This window comes from Brevundimonas sp. (genome assembly GCF_023259385.1).
In the GTDB taxonomy this organism is placed as follows: domain Bacteria; phylum Pseudomonadota; class Alphaproteobacteria; order Caulobacterales; family Caulobacteraceae; genus Brevundimonas.
Window position 1 is genome coordinate 1 of record NZ_JAHFPF010000077.1, and the last position, 13,171, is coordinate 13,171.

Genomic DNA, 13,171 nt, shown 5'->3' on the forward strand with positions numbered 1-13,171 from the left:
TTGAGGCCCAGGTTCAGGACCGTGTCCATCATCCCCGGCATCGAGGCGCGGGCGCCCGAGCGGACCGAGACCAGCAGCGGGTTCTTCGCGTCCCCGAAGGTCTTGCCGACGATGCCCTCGACCTTGGCAAGCCCGGCCTTCACCTGGGCGGCGAGGTCGGCGGGATACGATTGCCCCTGCGCATAATAATGATTGCAGGCTTCGGTGGTGACCGTGAAGCCCGGCGGGACCGGCAGGCCCAGCGAGGACATCTCGGCCAGGTTCGCGCCCTTGCCGCCGAGAAGGTTCTTCATCGAAGCGTCGCCGTCGGCCGAGCCGCCGCCGAAACCGTACACCCACTGCGTCATAGACAGCCCCTGAACCGTGGTCTGTGCGCGGCGGATTCGCTCCGCTCGCGGCGTATGCGCCCCGCTTACCCCGCAAGGCGCGGCAAGGCGAGGCCGAGCGCGTAACAAAACGTGAGCGCCTGTGACGGTTCCGCCTCGATCCGTCGCCGATTGGACGTTCTCGCCGCTCGCCCATTGCCGGAGCCCGGGGTCGCGGGTGACAGTGGCTGGCTGATGGGGAGATGAAGATGGCGTTCCGGAACCGACTGCTGGCGAGCGTTCTGCTGTCCGTTCTGACGTTCTCGTCGGGGCTGGCGCTGGCCCAGTCGGCGTCGCCGGCGCCCGAGGCGGCCCGTGCGCGCGTCCACGTCAACGTACAGGCCGACGGCCCGGCCGAGGCCGAGCGCGCCGACAACGAAACCTATGTCGCCGCCCTGAACGCCACTCAGACGGGCGGCTTCACTGCGCTGCAGACGCATGTTCCCGCCCTCACCGAGGCCATGAACCGCGCGCCCGCGACCTATCCGGTCATGCAGGAAATCCCCGGCGGTTGGCTGATCCGCGCTGACGACCGCGACGAGATCGTGGCCCTGGCCCATCGGATCAGCGGCGTCGAATCCGCGCGTGGCGGCGGCGAGATCAAGGTCATTGCCCGGCCCAACGTCTATCCGAACATCGCCTTCCTGCTGGGCAGCGCCGCGGTTGATCGCCGGGACTTCGCCGCGGCCCATGCGGTTCTGGACCGGGCGCTCGCCCTGCAACCGTTCGACAGGATGCTGCTGAACGAGAAGCTCGTGGCGCTGCACGGCGAACGCCGATGGGACGAGGCCTATCTGCTGGTGAAGGCCGCGCTCGCATCCGGCGATCCGTTGATCGAGGTGGATCCAGGCTCTCTGCAACGTCGGCTGGGCTACACGCTGATCGAACTGGATCGCCTCCATGAAGCCCGAGCGGCCTATGAGGCGTCGCTTGTCTCGGACCCCGGCAACGCCACCGCGCTGGCCGAGCTTCAGACGATCGCGGACTTGGAGGCCGGGCATCAGCTGGAGGGCGACATTCAGATCAGCGCGCCGAACCTGCCTGCCCAGGCGGTGAAGGCGGATGCGGAAGCCGCACGGTCGGCGCCGGAATAACCCCGCCTTAACCGTAAGGATTCACCCTGTCGGTTCTCATTGTGCCGGGGCCGCGTTTCCATGTCCGAACTCAAGACCGACGTCATCCACCGGGGCGACTGCATCGAGGTGCTGCGTTCGCTGCCGGACGCCTCGGTCGACATGGTCTTCGCCGACCCGCCCTATAACCTCCAGCTGGGCGGCGACCTGCTGCGCCCCGACAACTCCAAGGTCGATGCGGTCGATGACGACTGGGACAAGTTCGACAGCTTCGCCGAGTACGACGCCTTCACCCGCGCCTGGCTGAAAGAGTGCCGCCGCGTGCTGAAGCCGGAAGGCTCCATCTGGGTGATCGGCAGCTATCACAACGTCTTCCGCCTCGGCGCCGCGATCCAGGACCTGGGTTTCTGGGTGCTGAACGACATCATCTGGCGCAAGTCGAACCCGATGCCGAACTTCAAGGGCACCCGGTTCACCAACGCCCACGAGACCCTGATCTGGGCCGCCCGTAGCCGCGAGCAGAAGCGCTACACCTTCAACTACGACGCCCTGAAGGCCTTCAACGAAGACACCCAGATGCGCTCGGACTGGACGCTGGCCCTGTGCACCGGTGAGGAGCGGATCAAGGACGCCGACGGCAAGAAGGCCCATCCGACCCAGAAGCCCGAGGCCCTGCTGCACCGCGTTCTGCTGTCGGCGACCAAGCCGGGCGACGTGGTGCTGGATCCCTTCTTCGGCACCGGCACCACCGGCGCCGCCGCCAAGCGGCTGGGCCGCCGCTTCATAGGCATCGAGCGGGACCAGACCTACGCCGACGTCGCCGAGAAGCGCATCAAGGCCGTCATCCCGGCCGCGCCGGAAGACTTGGCTGTCATGGGCTCCAAGCGCAACGAGCCCAAGGTGCCGTTCGGCGCCCTGGTCGAGGCCGGCCTGCTGCGTCCGGGCGACCGCCTGTACTGCCCCAAGGGCGAGCGCGAGGCCCGCGTCCGCGCCGACGGCTCGCTGGTCTCCGGCGAACTGAGCGGCTCGATCCACAAGATGGGCGCCCTGTTCGAGAACGCCCCGGCCTGCAACGGCTGGACCTACTGGCGCTTCAAGTCAGACCAGGGCCTGCGCTCGATCGACGCCCTGCGCGCCGAAATCCGCGCCGGGATGCAGTAGGCCGCTCGCGCCGAGCCGCTCCGGAAACGGGCGACCCGCGTTACGAGACTGTAAGTTGACCGGTCGTCGCGGCGAGCGCCTGCTCGCCGCGGGAGGACGACATGGACAAGGTCTCACTGTCGCGGCGCGCGTTCGCCGCCCAGGCTGCTGCGCTGGGCGCGGCGCTGGCGTTCCGACCGACGTCCGCGCGGGCTGCGCCGGTCCCGCGCGGCGAACGTCGCGACCTGTTTCCACACGGCGTCGCCTCGGGCGATCCCCGGGCGGACAGCGTGATCCTGTGGACGCGCCGCCAGCCGGACGAGGGCGCGGCGTCCCACCGCCTGACGGTCGAGGTCGCCGACGATCCCGCGTTCGCGCGGGTGGTCGCGCGCGGCGACGTCGCCGTGACCCCGGCGACCGACTGGACCTGCCGCTTCCTGGCCGCGGGACTGAGGCCGGCGCGGGAGTACTGGTACCGCTTCATCGACGAGGCGGGGAACGCCAGCCGCGTCGGGCGCACCCTGACGGCGCCGGCGGACGACGACGACCGGCCGGTGACCTTCGCCTTCGTCAGCTGCCAGGACGTCACCCAGGGCGCCCTGAACGCCTATCGCCGCATGATCCACGAGGACGCGCGCCGGCCGCACGCCGAGCAGCTGGGCTTCGTCCTGCATCTGGGCGACTTCATCTATGAACTGGTCTGGTATCCCGAGGAACGGCCGAACGGCGTGGAGCGCGGACGCCGCCTGCGCGACATCGTGCGTTACCCGACCGGCGAGAAGGTCAGCACCTTCCACATCCCGGCGAACCTTGACGACTACCGCACGGCCTACAAGGGCTATCTGTCGGACCCCGACCTGCAGGACGCCCGGGCCCGCTGGCCGTTCGTTCCCGTCTGGGACAATCATGAGTTCAACTGGCGCTCCTACCAGAGCCAGCAGATCATCAACGGTGAGATCCGGCCGGCCCAGACGCTGAAGGTCGCGGCCAGCCAGGCCTGGTACGAGTACCAGCCCGCGCGCGTCCGCAAACCCGGCGCCGGCGACGTCTTCGAGGCGCCGCCGGTCGAGAACAAGCCGCTGGCCGAGCTGGACGCGCGGGGCGTCGGGCTGGAGCCCAACAATCTGGCCGCGATCAAGGCGCTGCAGATCCAGCGGGCGTTCCGGTACGGCAAGAACGTCGACATGATCCTGACCGACAATCGGTCGTTCGGGTCGCCGGGCGGCAGCTATGAGGGACTTCCGGCGATCAAGTTCGGCGCCATGCCCGAACAGATGCTCGAAGCCCTGGATCAGGCCCGGGACTACGCGGGCGGCCATCCGCCGGCCGTCATTCGCGTCGGCGACGATATCGAGTTTCCCAATCCGCACGTGGACGCGCCGCCGGAAGCCTACCTCGGCCTTGAGCAGATGGCCTGGTTCAAGGACCGGCTTCGCGCCGCCCAGGCCCCGTGGAAGATCTGGGGTCATTCGTTCGGCACGCTGACGGGCCGCACCGATCCCCAGAACCTGCCCGAAGCGTTCGCGGACCAGTGGCCCAAGGGCGCGGGATATGGCGTGACGACCGGCGCCTACGGCCTCGAGCACGGCGAGGTCTTCGACATGGTCCGCCAGGAAGGGATCACGGGCTTCACCATCGTCGCGGGCGACCGGCACGCCTTCTGGGCCGGCTATCCCTCCAAGACCCTGCCGCCGCGCGCCTTCGATCCGGTCGGCGTAGAGTTCGTCACCGGCTCGATCTCGGCCCAGACCCTGAGCGAGGTCCAGCAGCTGACCATGCCGAAGGACCGTCCCCTGCGGGCGCTCAATATCCACGACCGGCCCGACGGCGCGATGGAGTGCAGCTGGAACATGACCCTGATGCACGGGGTGCGGTCGTCGCTGGTCCTGAAGGAGACGGGAGACCCCGCCCAGGCGCGGGCGGCGAGCAATCCCGAACTGGCGCCCCACCTCGAATTCCTGGACTACGCCGGCCACGGCTACACGACGGTGCGGGCGACGCCGGATGAACTGGAAACCGAATTCGTCTGCATGCCCATACCGCTGGAGCGCGCCGAGACGGACGACGGCGGACCGCTGCGCTATCGCGTGGTTCACCGCGTCTCGCTTTGGAAGGCGGGGGAACGTCCAGAGCTGAGGCAGGACGTCCTGGAAGGCGACCCGGGGCTGGCGGTCTAACCGTCGGAGAAATGTGCGGTATCCGACATTGAGCGCGCCGTAACCTGCGCAGTTTGCACAGGAAAAATCCGCGTTCGCGGAACTTCGCACTTGCGAGACAGTTGGACAATCCGGCGCCCCGTCGGGTGTCGGGAACCTGAGCCATGAAGATCGCGCAAGTCACGCCGCTGTACGAAGCCGTGCCGCCCAAGCTCTACGGCGGAACCGAACGGGTCGTCGCCCATCTGACCGACGCCCTGGTCGATTTGGGGCACGACGTCACCCTGTTCGCCTCCGCCGAGGCCGAGACCCGGGCGCGGCTGGTCCCGGTGCGCGACCAGGCGATCCGCCTGGACCCCGCGCCGCTGAAATCCGACCTCGCCGCCCACATGACCATGCTGGCCGAGGTGCTGAAGCGCGCCGACGACTTCGACATCATCCACTTCCACACCGACATGATCCACTTCCCGTTCTTCGAGCGGTGGGCGGACAAGACCGTCACCACCCTGCACGGGCGGCTGGATCTGAAGGACCTGGCCGGGGTCTACCAGCGCTGGCCGCAGTTCGGCCTGGTGTCGATCTCCGATGACCAGCGCCGCCCCCTGCCCTTCGCCGGCTGGAAGGCCACGGTGCATCACGGCATGCCGGCGGACCTCTACGTCTTCAACGACAAGCCCGAGGGCTATCTCGCCTTCCTCGGCCGCATCTCGCCCGAGAAGCGCCCGGACCGGGCCATCGAGATCGCCACGCGGCTGGGCAAGCGGCTGAAGATGGCGGCCAAGGTCGACGCCGCGGACGCCGCCTATTGGGAAACCGTCATCCGGCCGATGGTCGAGGCCAACCCGCTGGTCGAGTTCGTCGGCGAGATCGGCGACCACCAGAAGTCGGCCTTCCTGGGCGGCGCCGAGGCCCTGCTGTTCCCCATCGACTGGCCCGAGCCCTTCGGCCTGGTGATGATCGAGGCCATGGCCTGCGGCACGCCGGTGGTCGCCTTCCGCTGCGGCTCGACGCCCGAGATCATCGAGGACGGCGAGACCGGTTTCCTGGTCGACACCCTGGAGCAGGCCGTGGCCGCCGCCGGCCGTGCGCACCTGCTGGATCGCGAGGCCATCCGGGCGCGGTTCGAGCTGCGCTTCTCATCCACAGCCATGGCCCGCCGCTATCTGGACGTCTATGGCGACCTGCTGGCCCGCCGCCCCTTCGCGGAGCCGCCGCTGGACGACGTGGTCAGGCCCCTTCGCCTGACCGAGGACCGCACTTTCGCGGCCTCCGCCTGAACCCCGACGCGGGTTCGTCCATTATCCCAACCAGAGCCTGATCGGTTGAGAGGGATCGCTTCGCGGTCCATCGATGCCGTGAATCAGGCTCTCGCTTGATGCTGGAGCGAAATCTGAACTCGGATGCGCATCCGAACCGATTTCGCTCTGGCGGCCATCAAGCGCCCGCATTCGGATGGAAGGCTCGGGACTGACCTGAACCGCCGTCGAGGAGCCTCATGGACGACGCCTATTCGGTCCAGACGACCGCCGCCGACAGCGGGGAAGCCGACGGCCTCGAGCAGTTGATGGCGCTCAAGGACGCCGACACCTTCTGCGTGGCCGACCACTGGGGCGACCTGAAGGGCGGGGCCGACGGCCTGTTCGACCATGACACCCGCCTGCTGTCCCGCTTCGTGATGACCGTGGGCGGCGTCCGGCCCTCGCGGCTCAGTTCGGGCGTCAGCCAGGACAACGTCTTCTTCATCTGCCACACGACCAACCGTCCCCTGCCCCCCATGGGCGGGCGTTCGGCCCCGGCGGGGGTGCTGCACATCGAGCGGCGGCGCTTCATCTGGGACCGGCGGCTGTTCGAGCGGGTGCGGATGGTCAACCACGGCGTCGAGGACGTGCTGCTGCCGCTGGGCTTCGAGTTCGGCGCCGACTTCGCCGACATCTTCCAGGTGCGCGGCACGCCCCGGCTGAAGCGCGGCGCGTCCGAGGCCCCGACCCACGACGGCCGCCGCGTCACCTTCGCCTACACCGGGTTGGATAAGGTCGAACGTACGAGTTGCCTCGCCTTCTCCGAGCCGCCCGCCCGGCTGACCGGCGCCCGCGCGGACTTCATGTTCAGCCTGCCCATGGGCAAGCGGGTCGACCTCTACATCGAATGCGGCCTCGACAGCTGCGACCAGCCGGACGAGGCGCGGTTCCGCCTGAACGCCATCGAGGCGCGGCTGGCGATGCGCCGCCGCCGCCGCCGGGGCGCCTCGCTGCGGGGCCCACGCAGCCCGCGCTTCAACGACTGGCTGGACCAGAGCCGCGCCGACGTCGCCCTGCTGACCACCGACCTGCCGACCGGCCCCTATCCCTATGCGGGGGTGCCGTGGTTCTCGACGCCGTTTGGGCGCGACGGGATCATCACCGCCTGGCAGATGCTGTGGCTGGACCCGTCGCTGGCCAAGGGGGTGCTGACCTATCTGGCGAAGCGTCAGGCGACCGAGGTCTCGGCCTTCCAGGACTCGGCCCCCGGCAAGATCATGCACGAGACCCGCGGCGGCGAGATGAGCGGCCTCGGCGAGGTGCCGTTCGGCCTCTATTACGGCGGGGTCGACACCACCTGCCTGTTCGTGGCCCTGGCCGGCGCCTATGCGCGACGCACCGGCGATTTCGAGCTGATCCGGGAGCTGTGGCCCAATCTGATCGCCGCCATCGGCTGGATGAAGGACTACGGCGACATCCAGAAGAACGGCCTGATCAGCTACCAGCGCGGCGCCGACACCGGCCTGTCCAACCAGGGCTGGAAGGACAGCGAGGACTCCATCTTCCACGCCGACGGCCGCTTCCCCCAAGGGCCCATCGCCCTGCTGGAGGTGCAGGGCTACGCCTACGCCGCCTGGCAGGCCGTGGCCGATCTGGCGAAGACGCTGGGCGATGACCGGCAGGCCGAATGGGCCGCCCGCGCCGAAGATGTGCGCGCCCTGGTCGAGGACCGGTTCTGGATGGAGGACGAGGGCTTCTACGCCATCGCCCTGGACGGCGACGGGGCGCAATGCCGGGCCATCGGCTCGAACGCCGGGCATCTGCTGTTCACCGGCCTGCCGTCGCGCGAACGGGCGCTGAAGGTGACCAGACGGCTGCTGTCGGCCGAGTTCCGCTCGGGCTGGGGCGTTCGGACCCTGGCCACGGGTCAGGCCCGCTTCAATCCGATGAGCTATCACGACGGCTCGGTCTGGCCCCACGACACCGCCATGGCGGCGGCGGGCATGGCCCGCTACGGCGAGCGCCGCGCGGTTGCCCTGCTGCTGGGCGAGATCTATGCGGCGGCGGCCCATTTCCGTCTGCGCCTGCCCGAGCTGTTCTGCGGCTTCGAACGCGCGACGGGAGAGCCCCCCATCGCCTATCCGGTCGCCTGCCTGCCCCAGGCCTGGGCCGCGGGCTCGGTCTTCCTGATGCTGCAGGCGGCGCTGGGGGTGAACATCGACGCCGTCGAGGGCGTGGTCGAGATCGACGATCCGGTCCTGCCCGCCGGCATCGACCGGCTGAACGTCACGGGCCTTCAGGTCGGCGACGGCCTCGTGGACCTGACCTTCCAGCAGCTTGGAAACCGGACGGTGGCCATGCCCCGACGGCGCGAGGGGGCGGTTAAGGTGCGGACCCTGGGCTAGGCGGGCGGGCTGAAGACCACCTGGTCCGCCGCGCCCGGGATCACGATCTCGTCGCCCAGCGACCATTCGGCGGCGCGGGCGGCCAGGGCCGCGGGCACGCCGGGCGATCCGCCGGGACCGGGCGGCACGTCGTAGGTCGCGTGCGCGTCGTGGGGCAGCAGGACCGTGAAACCGCGGTCCAGGGCGGCGCGCGCGGTGGCCGCCACGCACATCTCGGACAGCACGCCGCACAGGGCGATCGCCTCGACGGACCGTTCCCTCAGCAGGGCTTCCAGCGCCGTCCCTTCGAAGCCGTCGTCGTCCGTCTTGCGCAGCACGATCCCGCCGGGCCGGACATCGAGGGCCAGCGCCCAGCCGTCGGTCCCGGGCTGATCCGGCGCGCCCTCGGGGCCGTCGTTCTGCAGGAAGATCACCGGCGCGCCCGCCGCGCGGGCTCGCTCCAGCAGCACGCCCACCGCACCCATGAGCGCCTGATGCCCGGGAACGGCGTCGGCGCCGATCACAAAGGCCCGCTGGACGTCGACGACGATCAGGGCGTGAGCGGTGTCGGTCATGGTGCGCCCAATCCTCTCTCCAGCGCCTTCCGGAACACGGTCGGCAGCGCGCCCAGCGCCTCCTCCACCGGCGTCCAGACGAAGTCACCGCTCCCCTCAGCGACCCGCACCTCCAGCGTCAGGCTGAAATGGGTGAAGACATGCTCGACGAACCCCGCCTCGCGCCAGTCCGCCGCCGCCGGCGGCGCAAGGTCAGGCGCGGCGCTCCAGTCCGAGGTCGGCAGGCCCAGCATTCCGCCCAGCAGTCCCTTGTCTGGCCGCCGGACCAGCGCCACCCGCCCCCGCCCGTCGCGCAGCACCCAGGCGACGCCGGACCGATGCGGCCGCTCGGCCTTCTTCAGCTTCAGCGGATAGCGCTCCGGCTGACCGGAGGCATGGCCGGCGCACCAGGCCGTCACGGGACAGTCCCCGCACAGCGGCGATTTCGGACGGCAGATGGTCGCGCCCAGGTCCATCAGGGCCTGCGCCCAGTCGCCGGGCCGTTGGTCCCGCACCAGCGATCCGGCCAGCCTTCGCAGTTCGGGGCGGGCGGCGGGCAGCGGGGTCTCCACCGCGAACAGGCGTGACATCACCCGCTCGACATTGCCGTCCACCACATTGGCGGCTTCCCCGAAGGCGATTGCGGCCACGGCGGCGGCGGTATAGGCGCCCACGCCCGGCAGGGCCAGCAGCCCCGCCTCCGTGTCCGGGAAGGTCCCGCCGTGCGCCCCTGCCACCGCCCGGGCGCAGGCCAGCAGGTTGCGGGCGCGGGCGTAGTAGCCCAACCCCGCCCAGGCGGCCATCACCTCGCCGTCCTCGGCCGCCGCCAGATCGGAGACGGTCGGCCAGCGGGTCGTGAAGGTCAGGAAATAAGGCGTGGCGTGCGGCGTCGTGGTCTGCTGCAGCATCACCTCGGACAGCCACACCCGATAGGGATCGGGCCGCGCCGTCGTTCCCGGCGGCGACCGCCAGACCAATGCGCGCGCATGGGCGTCGTACCAGTCCAGCAGGGCGCGGCGGATCTCGGGAACGTCTGCGGGGACGAAAGCCATCGTCCGCGCTATAACCCGGAAATGCGCCGTCCGCTGCCCACCGAAGCCGAAGCCCGGGAAATCCTGTCGCGACGCCGCACGCGCCCGGCCCCGCGCCCGGCGCCCAAGGCGGGCCGCGCGCTGCAGGGGCTGATCAAGGAGCTGGACGGCAAGCTTGGGCGCGGCGCCGGCGCGCTGGAGCCGCGCTGGCGCGAGATCGTCGGCGAACGGCTGGCCCGCGTCACCCGCCCGCAGAAACTGACCAAGGGCCGGGGCGAGAACGGCGGAACCCTGGAACTCCGCGTCGCCGGTCCGGCGGCCCTGCTGGTCCAGCACCAGTCTGAAGAGATCCTGCAGCGGGTGAACCTGTTCCTCGGGCCGGGCACGGTGGAGAAGCTGCGCATCGCCCAGGGGCCGGTGAAGCCCCTGCCCGACAGTCCGGTCCTCCCCGCCCGCAAGGCCGCGGCCGCAGCCCCCCTGCCCGCCCATCAGGAAGCCGAGCTCAAGGCCTCCGTCGCCGCCGCCCCCGACGCGCTGAAGGGCGCGCTGGAAAGGCTGGGCCGCGTCATTCTTGGGGATCGCGGCGAAGGGCGGCGTTGACAAAACTTCGCCGCACCTGTTCTCGAAAATCACGGCAGCGCGACTTTGCGGGGAATCGCGCGATGCTCCGAAATCCCGTCGAGGTGAGGAAGATCCCATGAAGCTCCGTTACGCCGACATGAGCCGCCGCGCGGCGATGACCGCCGCGGCCCTCGCGGCCATGGCGACCCTGGCCGGCTGCACCGGCAACGCCGGCGCCCCGGCCGACGGCGACATGGCCCTGGGCGCCGCCGAAGGCGCCAAGGTCACCGTCATCGAATACGCCTCGGTCACCTGTCCCCACTGCGCCGCCTGGCAGCAGGAGACCTGGCCCGGCTTCAAGGCCAAGTATGTCGACACCCAGAAGGTCCGCTACGTCTTCCGCGAACTGCGCACCCCGCCGGCCAACGTCGCCGGCGCCGGCTTCTCGGTCGCGCGCTGCGCCGGCGAGGACAAGTATTTCGACGTGGTCCACGAGCTGATGGCCAACCTCGCCGAACTGCAGGGTCCGGATCCCCGCAGCACCCTCTACCGGATCGGCAACGGCGCCGGCCTGTCGAACCAGCAGATCGAGGCCTGCATCAAGGACCCGGCCAACCTGAAGGCCGGCGACGACCGCGACCGCGCCGCCCAGCGCAACGGCGTGACGGGCACCCCGACCTTCCTGGTCAACGGCGTGACCGTGATCACCCCGGGCTCGAACAGCGGCGCTTCGCTGGCCGACCTCTCGACGGCGATCGACGCCGCCCTGGCCAAGTAAGGACAGGCCGTGACGGCGCTCCGGCGATCCCTGCTGCTTGCGGGGCTGGCTCTGCTGGCGCCCATCGCGACGGCCTCCGCGCCGTCGCGGGCGGCGGCGACCGAGCCGGTGCCGCCCGTCACGGCGTCCGACCGCGTGCTGGGCCGGGCCGACGCGCCGGTGACGGTGATCGAGTACGCCTCCTTCACCTGCCACCACTGCGCGGACTGGCACCAGTTCGTCTTCCCGCTGTTCAAGCAGCGCCTGATCGACACCGGCCAGGTGCGGTTCGTCTTCCGCAACCTGCCGACCGATCCGGAACAGCTGTCCATGCCCGCCGCGGCCCTGGCCCGGTGCGCGGCGACGGACAAATTCTTCGACGTCGCCTCGGTCCTGATGAGCGGCCAGGCCGCCCTGCTGCGCGGCGGCAAGCAGGAAGACTGGTACGACCCGGCCATCGCCGCCAGCGGCCGCACCCGGGCCCAGATCGACGCCTGCGTGAACCTGCCCGCCACCCGGACGGCGCTCCAGCGCGATATCGACGGCGCCATCGCCGCCGACGCCACCACCACCCCGGCCTTCTTCGTCAACGGCCGCCGCGTGACCGACCGCTCCCTGGGCGGTCTGGAGGTCGCTGTCCGCGCGGCCGCCGCGGCCCGCTAGAGCCCCGCCGCCGGTGCAATTCCAGCGCCTCAGGCTTGTCGGTTTCAAATCCTTCGTCGACGCGTCGGAGTTCCATATCGAGCCTGGCCTGACCGGCATCGTGGGGCCGAACGGCTGCGGCAAGTCGAACGTCCTGGAAAGCCTGCGATGGGTCATGGGCGCCAACTCGGCCAAGGCCATGCGCGGCCAGGGCATGGACGACGTCATCTTCGCCGGGGCCGCCAACCGCCCGCCGCGCAGCCACGCCGAAGTCCAGCTGACCATCGACAACGCCCAGCGGCGTGCGCCCCAGCCCTTCACCGACAGCCCGATCCTCGAGGTCTCGCGCCGCATCGACCGGGGCCAGGGCTCGACCTACCGCATCAACGGCAAGGAGGTCCGCGCCCGCGACGTCCAGCTGCTGTTCGCTGACGCCTCGACCGGCGCCAACAGCCCCGCCCTGGTCCGCCAGGGCCAGATCAGCGAGCTGATCGCCGCCAAGCCGCAGAACCGCCGCCGCATCCTGGAAGAGGCGGGCGGCGTCGCCGGCCTGCACACCCGCCGCCACGAGGCCGAGTTGCGCCTCCGGGCCGCCGAGACCAATCTCGAACGGCTGGACGACATCGGCCGCGAGCTGGAGACCACCCTGACCCGGCTGAAGCGCGAGGCGCGGCAGGCCGAGAAATACAAGAAGATCTCCGCCGAGATCCGCGCCCTTCAGGCCTCCCTGCTGTTCGTCCGCTGGAACGACGCCCGCGTCGCCGCCGAGACCGCCGCCCAGGAGCTGGCCGAGGCCGACCGCGCCGTTCTGGAAGCCACCACCGCCTCGGGCCGGGCGCAGACGGCGTCGCTCAACGCCCAGGAAGCCCTGAAGCCCGCCCGCGAGGAGGACGCCGTCGCCGGCGCCCTGCTGCACCGCGCCAGCCTTGAGCGCGACCGGCTGGACATGGCCGAACAGGCCGCCCGCGCCGAGGTCGACCGCCTCAAGAGCGAAGGCGTCCGCATCGCCGCCGACATCGAGCGCGAGACCGGCATGGCCGGGGACGCCGAAAGCGAGCTGGCCCGCCTGACCGAGGCCTTCGAGACCCTGACCGCCGAGATCGCCGCCGCCCCCGCGCGCGGACCCCAGCTGGACGCCGCCCTGACCGCCGCCGAGGACGCCCGCAAGGCCGCCGACGCCGAGGTCGAGCGCGTCGCCGGCGCCGTAGCCGCCGTCGAGGCCCGCGTCTCCGCCGAGAACGCCCGCAAGAGGGACGCCGAAGCCCGCGTC

At 70.5% G+C, this 13,171-nt stretch carries 12 protein-coding genes; 9 read left to right on the forward strand and 3 right to left on the reverse strand.

The features are described from left to right. The coding region (locus Q0C81_RS07715) for a PEP/pyruvate-binding domain-containing protein (protein WP_291835964.1) at positions 1–347 on the reverse strand (347 nt) is incomplete at its 3' end. Between the two features lie 227 nt (positions 348–574). On the opposite strand from Q0C81_RS07715, the gene Q0C81_RS07720 reads away from it, so the two are divergent. The 5 genes from Q0C81_RS07720 (at position 575) to Q0C81_RS07740 (ending at position 8,377) form a co-directional block, all read left to right on the forward strand. After that, positions 575–1,459, forward strand: a complete 885-nt coding sequence (locus Q0C81_RS07720; protein ID WP_291835967.1) for a hypothetical protein — start codon at positions 575–577, stop codon at positions 1,457–1,459. A gap of 60 nt (positions 1,460–1,519) precedes the next feature. Continuing rightward, positions 1,520–2,599 (forward strand): site-specific DNA-methyltransferase, encoded by a 1,080-nt coding sequence (locus Q0C81_RS07725; protein ID WP_291835970.1) that lies wholly within the window; start codon positions 1,520–1,522, stop codon positions 2,597–2,599. Positions 2,600–2,700: 101 nt separating this feature from the next. Beyond that, entirely contained in the window at positions 2,701–4,755 is a 2,055-nt protein-coding gene (locus Q0C81_RS07730; RefSeq protein WP_291835974.1) for an alkaline phosphatase D family protein, read from the forward strand. A 143-nt stretch (positions 4,756–4,898) separates the two neighbouring features. Further along, complete coding sequence (locus tag Q0C81_RS07735; protein ID WP_291835979.1) at positions 4,899–6,011, forward strand: glycosyltransferase family 4 protein; 1,113 nt, start codon at positions 4,899–4,901, stop codon at positions 6,009–6,011. A gap of 218 nt (positions 6,012–6,229) precedes the next feature. After that, a complete protein-coding gene (locus tag Q0C81_RS07740; protein WP_291835982.1) occupies positions 6,230–8,377 on the forward strand; it encodes an amylo-alpha-1,6-glucosidase in 2,148 nt (715 codons plus the stop codon). Here the strand turns inward: Q0C81_RS07740 and Q0C81_RS07745 are convergent. Both Q0C81_RS07745 and mutY read right to left on the reverse strand, forming a co-directional pair. Continuing rightward, positions 8,374–8,931 carry an isochorismatase family protein gene (locus Q0C81_RS07745; protein WP_291835985.1) on the reverse strand — a complete coding sequence of 186 codons (558 nt, stop codon included), beginning with the start codon at positions 8,929–8,931 and terminating at the stop codon, positions 8,374–8,376. The two genes, Q0C81_RS07740 and Q0C81_RS07745, sit on opposite strands and share 4 nt — an antisense overlap. Continuing rightward, on the reverse strand, positions 8,928–9,962 hold the full coding sequence (gene mutY, locus Q0C81_RS07750) for an A/G-specific adenine glycosylase (RefSeq protein WP_291835988.1): 1,035 nt from the start codon (positions 9,960–9,962) through the stop codon (positions 8,928–8,930). Before mutY ends, Q0C81_RS07745 begins: the two co-directional genes overlap by 4 nt. Positions 9,963–9,983: 21 nt before the next feature. Between mutY and Q0C81_RS07755 the strand changes: the two genes are divergently transcribed. The 4 genes from Q0C81_RS07755 to Q0C81_RS07770 all read left to right on the forward strand — a co-directional run. Next, positions 9,984–10,541, forward strand: coding sequence for a DUF721 domain-containing protein (locus tag Q0C81_RS07755; protein WP_291835991.1), 558 nt, complete (start codon positions 9,984–9,986; stop codon positions 10,539–10,541). A 97-nt stretch (positions 10,542–10,638) separates the two neighbouring features. After that, positions 10,639–11,280: a thioredoxin domain-containing protein gene (locus tag Q0C81_RS07760; RefSeq protein WP_291835994.1), complete on the forward strand. Its 642-nt coding sequence runs from the start codon at positions 10,639–10,641 to the stop codon at positions 11,278–11,280. Positions 11,281–11,289: 9 nt separating this feature from the next. Beyond that, complete coding sequence (locus Q0C81_RS07765) at positions 11,290–11,922, forward strand: thioredoxin domain-containing protein (RefSeq protein WP_291835997.1); 633 nt, start codon at positions 11,290–11,292, stop codon at positions 11,920–11,922. Between the two features lie 13 nt (positions 11,923–11,935). Continuing rightward, on the forward strand, positions 11,936–13,171 hold a 1,236-nt coding region (locus Q0C81_RS07770), incomplete at its 3' end, for an AAA family ATPase (RefSeq protein WP_291836000.1).